Here is a 16,848-nt window from a genome sequence, read left to right on the forward strand (position 1 = left end):
TCCCACCCGGCAGGTGGCCAACAGCAACCGCTGGTGGCCAAGCTCACGATGGATCTGCAACACTTAAGCGCGTCATGGCTGCCTGGAGCGCATAGGATTTTCACGGCTGTGCCCTGCCTTTGGCGCGGGCCCGTCCCCATCGAACGCACCCCTTATAGGATCCGAGCATTACTATCGTGAACGAAATAAAGGCGTCTCTCGCCCGCGGGCTGACTGCCCGCCACATCCGCTTCATGGCCCTCGGCTCAGCTATCGGAACGGGCCTTTTCTACGGCTCCTCTTCTGCTATCCAGGCTGCTGGCCCTGCCGTCCTCTTCGCATACATGATTGGCGGCGCTGCCGTCTTCATCGTCATGCGTGCCATGGGCGAGATGGCTGTCAAGCATCCGGTTTCCGGATCCTTCGCTCACTACGCTTCGCGCTACCTGGGCCGCTTCGCCGGCTTCGTCACCGGCTGGACTTTTGCCTTTGAAATGGCCATTGTCGCGATCGCCGATGTGACCGCGTTCGGCATCTACATGGGCTTCTGGTTCCCGCAGGTGGCGCAGTGGATCTGGGTGCTGGCGGTCGTCCTGCTGATCGCTTCGATCAACCTGATGAAGGTCAAGGTCTTCGGTGAAACCGAATTCTGGCTGGCTATCATCAAGGTGACCGCAATTATCGCCATGATCATTGGCGGCGCCGCCCTGATCATCTTCGGCTTCAACGCCCCTGAGACCGAAACCGCAACCGGCATCGCTACCCTGATGAGCGCTGGCACCCTGTTCCCCAACGGCTTCGTGGGCCTGCTGCTCTCGTTCTCCGTCGTGATGTTCGCCTTCGGCGGCATCGAAACCATCGGCATCACCGCTGGTGAAGCAGCTGATCCTGCCAAGTCGGTTCCAGCCGCCATCAATACCGTGCCATGGCGCATCCTGCTCTTCTACGTAGCTTCGCTGGCCGTAGTCATGATGCTCTTTGACTGGCGCCAGATCGACGGCTCAGCTTCGCCATTCGTGCAGATTTTCGACGGCCTGGGCATCCCGGCCGCCGCCCACGTGCTCAACGCCGTGGTGATCACCGCAGCCGTTTCGGCAATCAACGCCGATACTTTTGGGGCTGGCCGCATGCTCTACGCCATGTCCGAGATCGGCCATGCTCCGAAGTCCTTTGGCCGCATCTCGCGTACCGGCGTGCCGTGGATGACCGTGGTCATCATGGCCATTGTGCTGCTGGTCGGCGTGGTGCTCAACGCCCTGCTCCCGGAGTCGCTGTTCACCATCATCGCTTCCATCGCTACCTTCGCCACCGTCTGGGTGTGGATCATGATTCTGACTTCGTACCTGGCCATGCGACGCAAGGAAGCCGCGGCGGGCCGCGGACCGGCCGTTGCCCGCGAATACGCTGTGCCCGGCGGCACCGTTGCCGTATGGATCGCCTTGGCCTTCATGGTCTTCGTTGTCGTGCTCTTGGCCCTGAGCCCGACGACGCGTGTAGCCCTGTACACCGGAATCGCATGGCTCGTGCTTCTGGCCGTGCTCTTCAAGCTGCTGGTACGCCCAGCGGCGCCAATCAAGCAGGACAGCGACTCCTTGCTGAGTTAGCCACCGCGCAATAAAATATGCCTGGTTTCGCATAAAGCGAAGCCAGGCATATTTTTTATGTCTTTCTACTTGGTCCCGGTGGAGGTTCCGGCCTGAGGCTCCGAGGGCGACTCCAGGCCATGGGGTGTGCGCAGCTCCTGGAACAACGCCAGGCTGGCCCACGCGAGCATGCCGCCTGCGACGATCCACAAGCTGCCGAGCCCCAGCCGCAGGTAGGCCAAGACGCCACCCAGGGAACCCATGGTGATCATCAGCCAAAGCACTGCGTAGCGCATCCATAGCATCCGGTAGCCGCCGCGGTCCGACCCGGTGGCCAACCCGATGATTGCTCCACCGAGTGCCTGCCCGAGCTTGACCAACGTGCCGGTCATATACGTCAGGCCCAGGGAAACCTCTCCCGAACGAGTGTAGGAAACATTGACCACGCCCATCGCGGCGGCCAGCAGAAGAGCCGTCAGCTGCGGCAAGAAATTCCCGGAGATGGCCGCAGCGAGCAGCAGTGCCGCACTGGAATACATGGCCACTGGCCGGCGCAGCCTATCGAGCCGGAAGGTAACCAGCGTTGCGAGGATGACACCTGCGACAAAGCAGCCCACCAAGGACATCGCCATCGCCCATCCGGCAAGGTCCCCTGTCATCAGCGCCACGGAGGAACGCGTGGAGTTTCCCGACATGAAGGAGAGGAAGTAGCCGCCGAAGTGCACGAATCCGACGCCATCAACAAAGCCTGCCATCGCCGTAATCGTTCCGGCGAAGAGGATTCCGCGCCATCGAAGGTTCTTTGCCACTTGCCCTGCTTTCTCTCGCCATCAGCACCATCCGGTTTCCGTAGGAGCCCTGCCATTATCTCCCCCGAAATCAGCAGCTGCGAATAAGGAATGCCCGGTGAGCAAAAGTTGTTACCTCAAGCATGAGCGAAAATACTGCTGTCCAGTCCCCGGAAGACAAGCGCATCCGCGTGGATATCTTCTCCGATATTGCCTGCCCTTGGTGCTTCATCGGCAAGCGCCGCTTTGAGCGGGGTGTCGAGGCGTTCGAATACTCCCAGAACGTGGATGTCTACTGGCACTCGTACCAGCTGGACCCGAGCCTGCCTGAGAACTATGACGGCAGCGAGGCCGAATACCTCTCCAAGATGAAGGGACTGGGCCAGGAACAGGTCGCCCAAATGCTTGACCATGTCACCGCCCAGGCTGCTGCTGAAGGATTGAACTACGACTTCGCCAACTTGAAGGTCGCTAATTCCTTCACTGCACTACGCGTACTGGAATACGCCAAGAAGCATGGTGCCGGAAACGAGATGAAGGAAGCGCTGCTTTCTGCCCACTTCGAGAAGGGCCTGAACACTGGAGACCTAGAAACGCTGCTCGAACTGGCCGGAACGCTGGGGCTGGATACCGGGGAACTGCGTGCGAAGCTCTCGTCCGGATCCTACGTTGAGGAAGTCAACGCAGATATCGTCCAGGCACGCGAGCTGGGCATCAGCGGTGTTCCTTTCTTCATCATTGATGGAAAGTACGGCATTTCCGGCGCCCAGCCAGCCGAGGTCTTCGCAAATGCGCTGGCCCAAGTGCATTCCGGAGATGTGCAGACCCCGTAGCCAGCTATTTGCTGCAGACCAGCTTGCCTTCAGAAGTATCGAGCTTGCGTTCTTTTTCCAGGCCGTCGAACTTCTCCCCCAGCGCCAGGTCCACCCGGCTGCCCCACTTCTTTTCGTCGTAGATGAAAACGATGCCGGGGATCTGGCGCTGCACGGTGAAAGCCTGGGCATAGCCATCAGGCCCGGCAATGACCGCGCCAGTGGTTTCGGAGAGCGACTTCCACCCGGAAGTCAGCGACGAAATCTTGAAGCCGCGCTTTTCCAGTGCCTCGGCAGTGTCACCCGCAAGACCCGAAATATCGGTAGTGTTCAGCACGCGTATTTCGACATCTGAAGGTTTTTGGTACTTGAAATCGATGGCCGGGCACTTGGGGTTTTCGATTTTCGTCTCGCTTGGCTTCGGGCTCGCAACGGCGACAGGCTCGCCACCCAACTTCAGCGTTCCATTGAAAACGAGTACGGCGCCGGCCAAAACCGCGATCACCAGCAGGGCCATCACGGAGAAAACAATGTTCTGGCGTTTGCGGGCACGCCGCTTAGCCTGGCCGTCCGAGCTGAAACTTAATTCTTGCTCGTCGACAATATGCGCACCGTGCCATTGCCCCGGGTCATCGCGATCACGCATCATTCCACCTTGCTCTGGTCAGCCTTCGGCAGCTGCTGGCCTGAAGGCGACGTCATCGTCATCCTCGTGGCGCTAGCTTATCTAACTAGCGTCCAGATCCAATATGCGTGCGTGTATTACCGAGCGATGATGAAGCGCCGAGCGCAGCGCGCGGTGCATCCCATCCTCCAGATACAACACGCCCCGATAGCGCACTACATGCGGGAACAAGTCGCCATAGAAGGTGGAATCCTCAGAGAGCAATGTTTCAAGATCCAAGGTGGCTTTGGTGGTGACCAAGTCAGCTAGTTTCACTTGCTGCGGGGGAAGTCCGCTCCAATCACGCGCCGAAGAATAGCCGTGGTCCGGGTATGGACGGCCTTCACCTACCGCTCGAAAAATCACTATTCAAGCATACGGACAAACTCTCCAGACCCACAGACCTGCAGATCAGGCGCTAGTTGGCAGGCCGCAGGAAGGCCACCTCCCGAGACGGCGCCGATTGAGCCGGGTGGCAGCCGGACTCGCCGCGCAGTTGCCGGGCGAATGCTACACGCGAATGCGAATAATCAGACACGCAGTGCGAAAAAGCAAGGATTGTTACGCCAAGGGAAACTTGGAGGAACCGGGCGTAACTTTAGCTGGTAACAATCGCGTCATAAGGTGCACTCTGGGTTTATGAACAACGTAGTCACCGAGATCCCACTGCTCGATATTTCTACCGCACGCAATGCTGACGGCTCCTTCAACAAGGATTTCGTTGCCGCGATTCGCGACGCCGCACACCGCGTCGGCTTCTTCCAGATCGTCGGATACAGCGCATATGCCGGGCAGGACCAGGAACTGCTCGACACCATCGCAGAATTCTTCCAGAAGCCCGTTGAGCAGAAAATCAAGCTCGATAACCGCAATAGCGCCCAGTTCCGCGGCTACACCCGGATGGGCACCGAAATCACCCGCGGCCGCGCCGATGCCCGCGAACAGATCGACTACGGACCGGAACGCGAGACGTTGGCGGTCGTTCCCGAGGACAAGCCGTACTTGAACCTGCAGGGCCCGAACCAGTTCCCTGCCGATTTCCCCCAGCTCGAAGAGCGCGCCATGGCGTGGGCCGAGCTGATGAACAAAACCGGCCACGAGCTGCTTTCGGCCATCGCTGTGGGGCTGGGCTTGCCCGAAGGCCACTTCGACGAGCCATTCGCCAACACCCCGTCATGGATGGGCAAGTTGGTGCACTACGTTTCGGGCGACGTCGTACCAGAGTCGGGCAACCAGGGCGTTGGCCTGCACGCCGACTACGGCTTCGTCACCCTGCTGCTGCAGGACCAGGTTGGAGGGCTGCAGGTGCAACCCTACGGCCAGGAAGAGTGGATCGAGGTGCCGCCGACCCCGGGTGCATTGGTAGTGAACCTCGGGGAGATGCTCGAAGTCGCGACCAACGGCTACCTGATGGCCACCATCCACCGCGTCATTGCGCCACCAGCTGGCGTTGACCGCTACTCGGTGCCGTTCTTCTACTCCCCTCGACTGGATGCAGTGATCGACAAGGTCGAACTGCCAGCCGAGCTGGCTGCCGAAGCTCGCGGCGTCTCCGATGATCCGGAAAACCCAATGCTGGCTTCCTACGGCGCCAACGTGCTCAAGGGATGGCTGCGAGCCCACCCGCAGACCGCGGCCATCCACTACCCAGAGCTGGCCAAGGGGCGCAAAAGCGCCTAGGCCGTGAGCTTCTGCAGGGATCAGGAGCTGCACACGCAAAACCTGTTGGCGTCGAGCTGGTGAGAGATTACCGGCCCGGCGCCAATAGGCATTTAAAGCGCCTCGCTTATTCGACGCCGGAAAGCACGCAGAATTCGTTGCCTTCAGGATCAGCCATCACGATCCAGCTCTCGTCCTCCCGCTGGCCCACATCGGCGTAGCTGGCCCCCAAAGAGATCAGGCGATCAGCTTCTTCTTGCTGCTGGGCGTTTTGAGGACGCAGGTCCAGATGGAGGCGATTCTTGATGCTCTTGGTTTCGGGCACTTGCGCGAACGTCAATTTCAGCCCGCCCGGGCCTTGGGATTTGGACCCAATACTGACCAAGCCGGCTTCTTCTTCCAATACGTCATAATTCAGCGCTTCGCACCAGAACCTCGCCACCAGCATCGGGTTCGCGCAGTCGACGGCGATTTCGCTCAATACACTTGCCATAGTCTTACCTTGCTGAAAGATTGCTGAACAGTTGCCACGGATACTACCCGCCAGGTTCTGGCAATGCCGGTAAGCGCAAAAAAATAATGTCCCGGCTCATCGTTTTCACGATGAGCCGGGACATTACATTCGGCGGAGGATAGGGGATTTGAACCCCTGAGGGCGTTAACCCAACACGCGTTCCAGGCGTGCGCCATAGGCCGCTAGGCGAATCCTCCTCAGTTTGCTCCGTGGAGCAGGATCAAGCATATCTAAATTCTCGCTCAATCACGAATCGGACGTTTCCACGTTGCTTCCCAGCTCATTCTTGAGGCGTCAAACCCCTGAAATTCGGTAATTTTGCACCTTTTCACCATCCCGATCTTTTCTCCAAAGGCTGCCGTTTGAACAGATCAATACTGTAAACATGAGTAAAAGAGAGGTATTTCACAGCCAAGACGACCCTCGCCGACTGCCTATCAGCCCGCCCGGGACAAGGAGTATCCCCGGAATCGATGGTCTTTGGGCCGCGAACCTGGACAAAGACAATCTCTTTACCCAGATCGCCGCTACCGCCATAAACCTTTATGACCAGTCGCCGGTCACTGCATCCGCCCAGGGCCTGGAGCGGCTGAAGACCATTGCCCGGCTGCACAGCATGCTGGATGCTGCCGAGGCAGCGGTGTTGGCCGATAGCTACGAGTATTCGGTCGCCGAGACGATCAGCCACGGAACCCAAGAGCCGCTGCTGGATGACCCCGGCACAACGGAAGAAACAGCTGAAACTCATTCTGCCTACTTCTACGGTGTCAATCGCTCCGACGAGTCGCTGATCCGTTCTTCCTTTGTTGCCGAGGCATCGGTGGCAATGCGCTCCTCGGAAAAGAAAGTCCAGGACAAGTTGTTCTTCGCCGAAGGACTGCGCCATCTTTCCGCAGACACTTTGGACGCCCTGAGCGTCGGTGAGATCACGACCAGATCCGCGCAGGAGATCGTCAAGCACTCTCAGGATCTGGCACCCGAGGACGTGGCACTAATGCAACGAACCTTGCTGCCGATAGCGCGGCAGGCCGCTGACTCCGCGATAGCCCTACGTGCCAGGAAAATGCGTGAGCGATTGCATCCAAAGCCCATTGAAGAACGCCACAAGAAAGGTGCGGAGGACCGCAAGATCACCTATTGGCACGAGGCCAATGGAATGAGCGTGATTCAGCTGCATCTGCCGGTGGAAAAGGCGTTGGGCATTATCAATACCGTCAATTGGCATGCCGTACGCAATGTTGATCCAGCTGATAATCGGACCGAACAGCAACGACGGCTGGACATTGTTTGCGATGCGTTGCTCGATGGTTGGCCCGCAACCGAAGGGACCCCGCTCAAAGCTCGTGTAGCTGTCACGATTCCTGCGCTGGAAATGCTGGCCAACCCTAAACGCGCACTAGCTGACCTTGAGGGCTACGGGCCGATCCCAGTAGGGACAGCGCTGCTAATCGCAAAAGACGCCCCGTCTTTCATCAAGGTGCTCACCGATCCTTGGTCAGGGGCAGCTATAGACGTGGGCCGCGAAAAGTACCGTCCGTCCAAGGCGCTGCGTGATCTGCTGCGAAATCGGGATATCGTCTGCCGCTTCCCCGGGTGCAATCGGCCCGCCGAAGCATCCGAGATTGACCACATCGATGCATGGGCAAAAGGCGGGCACACCACGCGCAGCAATACGCATTTATTGTGCAAGCGGCATCAGATGTTCAAGCACGTGCTGGGATGGCAAGCCACCTATCTTCCGGACGGTTCAGTGAACTGGCGCTCCCCCAACGGCATGATTTGTGTTGAGCTTCCCGGCAGCGTCACCAGCGTCCAGAACTTCGACTTCGAGAAGGAGCAGACGCCCATGTTGCCTACCGTCCAGCTCAATGACCGCGTTCGACGCGTACTTGGGTGGCTAGAACCGCCTGAAGAAGCGACCGGCTGAGGACGAACAGCATTTTTGGTCAAGATCTCCGAGCCATGATTTGCAAGCTGAGAGCAAGCGCACGCCTGCCGATTTTCATCCAAGCGCCAACCTCGGGTAGTATTTTTGGTGACCCCTCGTGTGGTGTCATCCTGTTGAACTCCCCCAGGACCGGAAGGTAGCAAGGGTAGATGGGCTCTGGCAGGTGCATGAGGGGTCTTTTACTTTCTTACGCAAGCCGAATGGAGTCCACGTGGGCGCTGGCCGTTTCGCCCCTAGCCCTTCGGGGCCACTCCACCTTGGCAATTTGCGCACGGCCATCCTCGCTTGGCTTTTCGCCCGCTCCTCGCAACGCAAATTCCTACTGCGCATTGAAGACTTGGATCGTGTTCGTTCCGGCGCCGAAGCCACCCAAATTGCTGAATTATCGTCCTTGGGCCTTGATTTCGACGGCGAAATTCTCCGACAGTCCGACCGCCTTCCGATTTATCTCCAGGCCGTTGAACGGCTCAAGGCCCGCGGCTTGGTCTATGAATGCTTCTGCTCGCGCAAGGACATCGCCGAAGCCGGAAGTGCTCCGCATGCTGCGCCCGGCGCCTACCCGGGAACCTGCCGCGATCTGAGCGCCAGCGAACGCTCGGCTAAAGCACAGAACCGTCCAGCCGCCTTGCGACTGCGTTCAGAAGTGAACGAATTTTCTGTTCATGACGAACTATTCGGCGATTACACCGGTGCGGTAGATGATTTCGTCCTGATCCGCAACGATGGAGCTCCCGCCTACAACCTTGCGGTTGTCGTCGACGATGCGTTCTCAGGCATCGACCAGGTCGTGCGCGGAGATGATTTGCTCTCTTCTGCGCCGCGGCAGGCCTATCTGGCAACGCTACTGGGCTACACGGTCCCGGCCTACGCGCACGTACCGCTGGCACTGAACACCAAGGGCCAGCGCTTGGCTAAACGCGACGGTGCAGTAACACTCGAAGAGATCACCGAACAAGGTGTGCATCCAGCCAACGTTGTGGCGATTTTGCTAGAGTCATTGGGCTTGCCCAGCACAAGTTTGCAGGCAGCCCTGGAAGCTTTCGATCCGGCGAATCTGCCACGTGAACCGTGGACCGTCGAACCATTGAATATTGTCCAACAGCTGATGCCTAAAGCATCAGGCAACTGATAGGGAACCGGTGTGAGTACAGCGCTATATCGCAGATATCGTCCCGATACGTTTGGCGACGTTATCGGCCAGGAGCACGTTACTGCGCCCTTGATGACGGCGCTGGAGAAGAACCGCGTCAACCACGCCTACCTATTCTCCGGTCCGCGCGGTTGCGGCAAGACGACTTCTGCCCGCATTTTGGCCCGTTGCTTGAACTGCGAGCAGGGCCCTACGCCCGTTCCTTGCGGCACCTGCCCAAGCTGCGTGGACCTTGCCAATGGTGGCCCGGGTTCGCTGGACGTCATCGAGATTGACGCAGCCAGCCATGGCGGCGTCGATGATGCCCGCGATCTGCGCGAGCGCGCAACCTTCGCGCCGACTCGCGACCGCTACAAGATCTTCATCATCGATGAGGCCCACATGGTCACGGCGGCAGGCTTCAATGCCTTGCTGAAGATCGTTGAAGAGCCACCGGCGCACATCAAATTCATCTTCGCGACTACCGAGCCGGAAAAGGTCATCGGCACCATCCGCTCGCGTACCCACCACTACCCATTCCGCCTGGTTCCGCCAGAGGCATTGCTGGCGTACCTGCAAGTGCTCTGCGAACGCGAAAGCGTCGCGGTAGCCGAAGGCGTACTGCCACTGGTGATCCGTGCTGGCGGCGGGTCGGTCCGCGACACCCTTTCGGTGCTGGATCAGCTGATCGCTGGTGCCCGCGATGGCAACCTGGATTACGAGACGGCCATTGCACTGCTGGGCTACACCCACTCGACACTGCTCGATGAGGTCACCTTGTCGCTGCACGAATCCGATGGCGCTGGTCTGTTCGGTGCGATTGACCGCATCATCCAGACCGGTCTGGATCCCCGGCGCTTCGTTGAAGATGTGCTGGAGCGCTTCCGCGATCTGATCATCGCCAAGGCCATGCCAGAAGGCCTGGAGAAGATCTTGCGCGGCGTACCAGAAGACCAGCTTGAATCCCTTCGCTTGCAAGCTGGCTTGATCGGTGCAGGCGAACTATCGCGATGGGCCGATGTCACCAACAAGGCCCTGAGCGAGATGACCGGCGCAACTTCGCCTCGTCTGCACCTGGAATTGCTGGCCGCGCGCTTGATGCTGCCCGGTTCGCAGAATTCCGACAGCGCTTTTGCCGCTCGGCTGGATCGGTTGGAGCGCCATGCGATGACCGGTGGAGCGCTGCCTGCGCTTGATGAGAACGACGCTGCAAGTGCTGGTGCCTCAATGAACGCCACTCCTAACCCGGGCGCCGCGCGTCAGGGTGCTGCCGCAGTACGCGAAGCCCTGGCCGCCGCCAAATCCCGTCGTGAGGGTGCACCCGAACCGGCTGAAGCGCAGGGCGAACCAGTGGCTGGCGAACAGGCCCCCCAGGTTCAGCCAAATCATGCCCAGCCGCAACCGCAGGCTCCCGAGGCTCCAGCGCAAATGCAGCAGCCAGTTCCTGCCCCGCAGGAAACGCATCCTCAGCAGTCCGCGCCATCACAGCCACAGCCACAGCCACATGATGATGATCCAAATGCTCCGCTGGATCCAGGCGCGGCAGCGTCGCTGAACACTGGTGAAGCCGCTGACTGGGGCGCAACTTGGGGTCCAAAGGGCGAAAACTACTCGGTGACCACCGAGGTGCAGCCTGGTCCGAGTATTCCGGCAGCTCGTCCGGAAGGCGTGGCACCATTCAGCTTGGTTCCCGATCCTTCCAGCGGTGAAGACCTGTCATTCGGCACCGGGGTCTCCATTGATGACGTGAAGCAAAATCCTGCCATGGCCGAATTCGCACGTCGTGCAGCTGCCAACCGAACACCACAAGCACCGCAGTCGGCACAGCCACAGCAGGCGCCGCAGTCGGCACAGCCGCAACAGGCACCAGAAGCTAGCCAGGCTGGCGTGGATGCCCAGCGCCATGCTGCCCACCAGGCGCAAGAACAAGCCCAACGCGAACAAGCTGAACGCGAAGCACAACAGCGCGCCGCACAAGAACAAGCCCAACGCGCTCAAACACCGCAACAGCAACAGCAACAGCAACAACAGGGTGCTCAGCAACCTCAACATGGTGCCCCTAGCGGGATGCCGCAGAGCCAGCCAGCACCACAGGACACCGGCTCACCGGTGGCGATGTTCCAGCAAGCGTGGCCAACGATCTTGCAGCAGTTGCAGGGCAGCTCGCGCGTCCTGCATTCCATGGTTGCCACCTATGGCTCTGTGGCAGGCTTCGATGGCCGCACCCTCACCTTGGCGTTCAGCAATACTGGCCCAATCGTGAATCTGCGCAACCGGCCGGATCTGATGAATACGCTGACCGGGGTTCTGTCCCAGGTCACCGGTGCACCGATCGAAGTGGTCCTCACCGAAGGCGGCTCCAACCCCAACGGTGGTGGTTCCCCAAAAGGTGAGCGCCGGCCAATCCCGGCGCCAACCCCAGCACCAACTAAGTTCACCAAGGCTGTAAGTTCTGCTGGGGCGGCTGCGCGCGCTGCGGCACGGGCCCAAGCTGCCGCTCCGGCACCGCAGCAGCGTCCGGTATCCGCTGTGCCAAGCTCGGCACCAGTCGCGCCTGCACCACGCGCCCATGACGGGTACGACAGCTCCTACGATGACGTCCCGCCTCCAGCGGATGAACCCTACTTCGACGAGCCACCGTTCCCAGATGACCCGTACTACGTGCCAGCTGGTTCTGTTCCGGAAGCGCAGCAGGTGCAGCCGCAGCAACAGGCTCCGGTCCCGGCCGTGGCTCCGCAGCCGACCCCGGCAGTGCCAGCGCCGGCGGCTAGTGCACCACGGAGTTTCGGTGGGCCTCCGGTGGCTCCCAAGCCCCGGATGACTGCTGGCATGACGGCGCGCCAGGCTGAGGGCGGTGTTCCGAACATTGCACGTCCGGTTTCTTCGACCCCGTTGCACCCGGAAAGCACCACCGATTCCTTCGGGAATCTAGCGGTTGGCGAATCCGGGCAGCAGGCTCCACAAGCTATGGCGCCATCAGCTCCATCGGTTCCGGAAGCCCCGGCGCCGCGGACTGCCCAAACGCAGCCGCAGGTCCGCCCCCAGCATCAGGAACAGCCTCGCCAGGAGCCGGCCGCACCGCTGCAACCCCCGGCAGCCCCGCAGCCGGCCCCTGAATCCGCTCCGGGATGGGGCGCTCCACAGGCTGAACCGGCACCGGATCCTGCGGACTCGGCACCGGCGGCCTCAGGCCGCATGAGCCGATACCAGCAGCTGATGGACCAGGCGAAGAACGCACCCAGTGCCCCGGCGCCTGCCCAGGCGGCGCGCGGCTGGGGCGGTCCTGCTTCGGCTCCCGCGCCTGCTCCGGTGCAAGAGCCCGAGGAATTTGTCCCGAGCGACGATGATATCGAGGTCGAGGATTCGGCACTGATCGGTGTTCCAGCCGTGGAACGCCTGCTCGGCGGCATGGTCATCGAGCAGCGCGACGTCAACGGGAATGTAGTGGAAATCAAACGAAGCTTGTAGCCGGCACCACGGCGAACTGTCGGAGTGAGACACTAGGGTGTACCACGGAACAATTTCACGGTATTGAAGCAAGCTAGAAAGTAGGCGCACGTGTACGAAGGTGCTGTACAGGAACTGATCGACGAGCTCGGTCGCTTGCCTGGCATCGGCCCGAAGTCGGCTCAGCGCATTGCTTTCCACATTCTAGACGCCGATGCCGAGGACATGACCCGGCTCGCCGCCTCGATCCAGCTGGTCAAGGAAAAGGTGAAGTTCTGCGAGATCTGCTTCAACATCTCGGAGCAGGAAACCTGCGCCATTTGCCGCGATGAACGCCGTGATGGCACCAAGATCTGCATCGTGGAGGAGTCCAAGGACGTCCTGGCCATTGAGCGCACCCGGGCGTTCTCCGGCAAGTACCACGTGCTCGGCGGTTCCATTAATCCGCTGGCAGGCATTGGCCCGGAACAGCTGCACATCCGCGAGCTGGTAACCCGCTTGGCCGATGACTCGATCACCGAACTGATCCTGGCCACCGACCCGAATCTCGAGGGCGAAGCCACCGCCGTGTACCTGGTGCGCGCGCTAGCCCCTTTGGGCATCCACATCACCCGGTTGGCCTCCGGCCTGCCGGTGGGCGGCGATCTGGAATACGCCGATGAAGTGACCCTGGCCCGCGCCTTCGAGGGACGTCGCGCTGCCGGCCGCACCGCGCCGGGTCCGGCCCGCGCCAAGGCCCAGAAGCAGGGATCCGAGGAGCAGGCGCCGCAAGATCAGTCCGGAGAAGCTGCAGAGAAGCCGAAAGCCCAGCTATCCGAACCTCGCCTGCTGCACGTTGGCGGTGCGCCGGTTTCTTCCAGCAACGCTGGCGAAGGGCCTTCGCATCCGGTAGTCCCCGAGATGGATAGCCGTCGCAGCCAGTAGTTCTGGTTGCCTTGGAACGCTCTGCACTCTTCCGGTTCGCCGGCTTGAGCGCAGGGCGTTTTTCTATGCCAGCACGGTGATGTGGGGTGAAACACGCTTAGTTGATAATAGTCAACTATCGCCGTATAGTTGATATCAATCAACCATTCAGGCCCTCTATGCCTGACCCTAAATTTTTGGAGCTTCCATGACCGCAACCGCACCGGTCGCCAAGCCCAAGATGACTCACCGCGAAATCCTCACTGCCCTCACGGGCATTTTGATGGGCATGTTCGTCTCCATCTTGGCCAGCACCGTCGTTTCCAGCTCGCTGCCAGTGATCGTCTCCGATCTCAACGGCAGCCAGACCGCCTACACCTGGGTGGTCACCGCCACCTTGTTGGCGACCACCATCTCTACTCCGATCTGGGGCAAGCTCGCCGACCTGGGCAACCGCAAACTGCTGCTGCAGATCTCGCTTGGCATCTTCGTGCTGGCCTCGGCCGCCGCAGGTTTCTCGCAGGACACCAGCTTCCTGATCACCATGCGCGTTATCCAGGGCCTGGCCGGTGGCGGCGTAGGCGCCTTGGCGCAGATCGTCATGGCCGATTTCCTCTCCCCCCGCGAACGCGGCAAGTACATGGGCCTGTTCGGCGCGGTCATGGCCGTTGGCACCGTGGGCGGCCCGCTGATCGGCGGCTTCGTTACTGACACCATCAACTGGCGCTGGAACTTCTTCATCGCCCTGCCTTTCGCCATCGCTGCGGTCATCCTGATCCAGCGCACCTTGCACCTTCCGGCCATGGCCAAGCGCAAGGTCAAGATCGACTACTGGGGCATCGTCCTGCTTTCCTCCGGCGTCTCGCTGCTGCTGATCTGGATGTCGCTGGGCGGCTCGCAGTTCGAGTGGGCCTCGACGACCAGCTACCTGATGATTGCCGGTGCGGTAATCCTGCTGGCGCTGTTCATTCTGGTCGAAGCCAAGTCCTCCGAGCCGCTGCTGAGCCTGGGCCTGTTCAAGAACCGCACCTTCACCTTCGCGGTCATCGCCTCGCTGGCCGTTGGCGTCTCGATGTTCGGCACCTCGGTGTTCCTCAGCCAGTACATGATCATGGCCCGTGGCGCATCAGCCACCATGGCCGGCCTGATGACCTTCCCGCTGATGGGCGGCCTGCTGGTCATCTCCACCATCGGCGGTGCGATGATCTCGCGCACCGGCAAGTGGAAGGCACTGGTAGTCACCGGTTCGGTGCTGATCGTCGTTGGGCTGTTCCTGCTGGGAACCATCCACTACGACACCAACTACGCGTTGGTCGCCGCCTACATGTTCATCCTCGGCGCCGGCATGGGCCTTGTCATGCAGAACATGGTGCTGGTGGTGCAGAACTCGGTCCACGTCAAGGAACTGGGTGTAGCCTCCTCGGCCGTGAACTTCTTCCGCACCTTGGGCGGCACTGCGGGTACCGCAGGCCTGGGCGCCATACTGGCGACCACTGTGCCGAACATGATCGCCGACCGGCAATCCGATTTGGCCGCAGCCCTGGCTTCCCTGGGCGACCAAGCCAAGGAGCTGACCGCAGCATTGGGATCGGGCACCCTGCCTTCAGTTGCAGCGATGCCTGAACCGGTCCGCGTGATCTTCGAGTCCATCTACGGCGACGCAGTGCCTTCGCTGTTCACCATTGCCGCTCCGCTGTCGCTGCTCATCGTCGTGGCTGTCTGCCTGATCCCCAACCAGTCGCTGAAGACCCAGACTGCAAGTGAACGCATGCAGGAGCTGGCTGCTGAGGACCAGGACGCAGCCAAGGCAGAAACGCCAGCTGGCAACTAGGAGATCCGGTGCAGGTTTCAAGCAAAGCCGAAGACGTTCCCGCCGCTCAACGCCCCGATCTCTATGCGTCAGCCGAACAGGAATTATTTTCACTGATCGCGCTGACGGCGCGTGCCAAGCGGGAACTGGCCACTCGGCTCGACAGCCGGCTCACCCCGGGATACCTGCCCGTGCTCGGGATGATTCTGCGCAGCCAACGCATCACCCAGTCTGAAATCTGCGAACACTTGCTGGTCGATAAAGCTGCGCTATCGCGCATGATCACCAAGCTGGAACAGCTGGCGCTGGTCAAGCGTGAAGTCGACCCGGAAGACCGGAGGGTGTTCCACATCCTGCCTACCGAGCTTGCGGTTGAAAGGTGGCATGAATGCTTCCAAGGGTGGCGTACAGAGCTCCGCTCGCGCATGACCAATTGGGACAATGAGGATCTGTCGGCACTCATCGACCTCCTGAGCCGATTGAATTTGGAAATCAAGTCCCTCTAAAGCAGTCCAATCCCTGGCCGGTCTTCTCGGAATTACCGAGAAGACCGGCCAGGGGCTTTTAAAGCCCACTACATGCACCGGCAGTTCACGGCTTCGCACAGCGCCCTCGCTCACGGCCCATTCCCCGGCGCCAAACAGCGGCGCCGCGGCCACCTTGTTGTTGGAGCTTGCCAGGTTTCGGCACATGAGCACTTCACTGGGCAGATCAGGGAAAATCGAAATCCGCACTGGTTCAAGAGTGGAAGGAATGGGCAGGCATCATGGATGCCGCGGGCCTGCGCGACATGACGCAGAACGAATGGATTCAGAGGCTGCTTCCGCTGATGCAGGACCCGCAGGAAAGCGGCAGGCTCCTGCGGGCCCGGCGCATCGCTTCGGAGTACCGACAGCTCCAAGTCCGCCCTAGACTGTCCTCATGGCAACAAAAAGCAGCAACCTCCCGGCCATCGCCAAGGCCACCGGCATTGAATGGGATCAGTGGTGCGCCAAACTGCGCGCTGGCGGAGCCGATCAACTTACGCACAAGCAGATAGCCGAACTGGCTTTCACCCACATGCCCCCAACCGTCGATACTCCGGGCTGGTGGGCTCAATCCGTGGCTGTAGCTTATGAGCAGCACATTGGCCGACGCCTGCCCGGCCAATCCCAAGACGGCACCTTCCAAGGTTCGGTGAGCAGCACCATCGATGCTGATTTGGATACCGCGCTGGAACGCTGGATCGCCTGCGTCCAGGGGCGCCAGGAGTTCAACGGCCACCAGCTTTCCGAACCTGCACGCACCAGCGGCTCAGAGCGATGGCGCTATTGGCGAGCTGATTTCAGCGACGGAACCAAGACACAGGTAGACATTGGCCTCAAAGGTGGAAAAACCTCGGTTGCCATAAACATTACTAAGGCTGGAACACCTGAACAGGTGTCTGGATGGAAGAGCTTTTGGCGACAAATTTTGGCTGAATTCAAGGGGTAGCCAGTGTTTTTCAACAACCTGCATTGAGGTTCCTAGGCAATATGACCAATGGTTACCTTCACAACTAGGACATGTCGCCCCGTAGCTGTCACAATATTTATCTGGTAGATGTCTCGCGCCACAGTTCCATCAAAAAGCA

Annotated in this window: 13 protein-coding genes, 1 tRNA gene, 1 other RNA gene and 1 pseudogene; 11 read left to right on the forward strand and 5 right to left on the reverse strand. The window is 60.3% G+C overall.

The annotated features are described in order from the left end of the window. Window positions 1-176 precede the first annotated feature (176 nt). On the forward strand, window positions 177-1,583 hold the full coding sequence (locus tag ACP3TE_RS05560) for an amino acid permease (RefSeq protein ID WP_426735710.1): 1,407 nt from the start codon (window positions 177-179) through the stop codon (window positions 1,581-1,583). 65 nt (window positions 1,584-1,648) lie between these two features. Here ACP3TE_RS05560 and ACP3TE_RS05565 read toward each other — a convergent pair whose 3' ends face one another. Next, window positions 1,649-2,371: a YoaK family protein gene (locus ACP3TE_RS05565; protein ID WP_426735712.1), complete on the reverse strand. Its 723-nt coding sequence runs from the start codon at window positions 2,369-2,371 to the stop codon at window positions 1,649-1,651. Between the two features lie 122 nt (window positions 2,372-2,493). On the opposite strand from ACP3TE_RS05565, the gene ACP3TE_RS05570 reads away from it, so the two are divergent. After that, a complete protein-coding gene (locus ACP3TE_RS05570) occupies window positions 2,494-3,183 on the forward strand; it encodes a DsbA family oxidoreductase (protein WP_332730632.1) in 690 nt (229 codons plus the stop codon). A gap of 4 nt (window positions 3,184-3,187) precedes the next feature. On the opposite strand, the gene ACP3TE_RS05575 is transcribed toward ACP3TE_RS05570, so the two are convergent. Further along, window positions 3,188-3,811, reverse strand: coding sequence for a LytR C-terminal domain-containing protein (locus tag ACP3TE_RS05575; protein ID WP_400343083.1), 624 nt, complete (start codon window positions 3,809-3,811; stop codon window positions 3,188-3,190). A 78-nt stretch (window positions 3,812-3,889) separates the two neighbouring features. Continuing rightward, complete coding sequence (locus ACP3TE_RS05580; protein WP_105659188.1) at window positions 3,890-4,192, reverse strand: type II toxin-antitoxin system VapB family antitoxin; 303 nt, start codon at window positions 4,190-4,192, stop codon at window positions 3,890-3,892. A gap of 273 nt (window positions 4,193-4,465) precedes the next feature. Between ACP3TE_RS05580 and ACP3TE_RS05585 the strand changes: the two genes are divergently transcribed. Then, entirely contained in the window at window positions 4,466-5,506 is a 1,041-nt protein-coding gene (locus ACP3TE_RS05585) for an isopenicillin N synthase family dioxygenase (RefSeq protein WP_105659189.1), read from the forward strand. Between the two features lie 106 nt (window positions 5,507-5,612). Here ACP3TE_RS05585 and ACP3TE_RS05590 read toward each other — a convergent pair whose 3' ends face one another. Further along, window positions 5,613-5,978 (reverse strand): VOC family protein, encoded by a 366-nt coding sequence (locus ACP3TE_RS05590; RefSeq protein ID WP_105659190.1) that lies wholly within the window; start codon window positions 5,976-5,978, stop codon window positions 5,613-5,615. Between the two features lie 133 nt (window positions 5,979-6,111). Next, window positions 6,112-6,196: transfer RNA gene (locus ACP3TE_RS05595), tRNA-Ser, on the reverse strand. Between the two features lie 188 nt (window positions 6,197-6,384). Between ACP3TE_RS05595 and ACP3TE_RS05600 the strand changes: the two genes are divergently transcribed. The 8 genes and pseudogenes from ACP3TE_RS05600 (at window position 6,385) to ACP3TE_RS05635 (ending at window position 16,709) form a co-directional block, all read left to right on the forward strand. Continuing rightward, window positions 6,385-7,926 (forward strand): DUF222 domain-containing protein, encoded by a 1,542-nt coding sequence (locus ACP3TE_RS05600; RefSeq protein ID WP_426735716.1) that lies wholly within the window; start codon window positions 6,385-6,387, stop codon window positions 7,924-7,926. A gap of 107 nt (window positions 7,927-8,033) precedes the next feature. Next, window positions 8,034-8,130: signal recognition particle sRNA small type (gene ffs, locus ACP3TE_RS05605), an RNA gene on the forward strand. Between the two features lie 28 nt (window positions 8,131-8,158). After that, entirely contained in the window at window positions 8,159-9,076 is a 918-nt protein-coding gene (gene gluQRS, locus ACP3TE_RS05610) for a tRNA glutamyl-Q(34) synthetase GluQRS (protein WP_105662409.1), read from the forward strand. 12 nt (window positions 9,077-9,088) lie between these two features. Continuing rightward, entirely contained in the window at window positions 9,089-12,544 is a 3,456-nt protein-coding gene (locus ACP3TE_RS05615) for a DNA polymerase III subunit gamma and tau (RefSeq protein ID WP_426735718.1), read from the forward strand. A gap of 90 nt (window positions 12,545-12,634) precedes the next feature. Continuing rightward, window positions 12,635-13,225 (forward strand): annotated as a pseudogene (gene recR / locus ACP3TE_RS05620) (recombination mediator RecR); the annotation flags it as partial. Window positions 13,226-13,634: 409 nt separating this feature from the next. Continuing rightward, window positions 13,635-15,257 carry an MFS transporter gene (locus ACP3TE_RS05625; RefSeq protein ID WP_426735719.1) on the forward strand — a complete coding sequence of 541 codons (1,623 nt, stop codon included), beginning with the start codon at window positions 13,635-13,637 and terminating at the stop codon, window positions 15,255-15,257. A gap of 8 nt (window positions 15,258-15,265) precedes the next feature. Continuing rightward, window positions 15,266-15,742, forward strand: coding sequence for a MarR family winged helix-turn-helix transcriptional regulator (locus ACP3TE_RS05630; RefSeq protein WP_105657995.1), 477 nt, complete (start codon window positions 15,266-15,268; stop codon window positions 15,740-15,742). A gap of 415 nt (window positions 15,743-16,157) precedes the next feature. Then, a complete protein-coding gene (locus ACP3TE_RS05635) occupies window positions 16,158-16,709 on the forward strand; it encodes a hypothetical protein (protein WP_426735721.1) in 552 nt (183 codons plus the stop codon). The last annotated feature ends 139 nt before the right edge of the window (window positions 16,710-16,848 follow it).

Origin of the sequence: Glutamicibacter sp. 2E12 (genome assembly GCF_050030965.1) — a bacterium.
Classification (GTDB): domain Bacteria; phylum Actinomycetota; class Actinomycetes; order Actinomycetales; family Micrococcaceae; genus Glutamicibacter.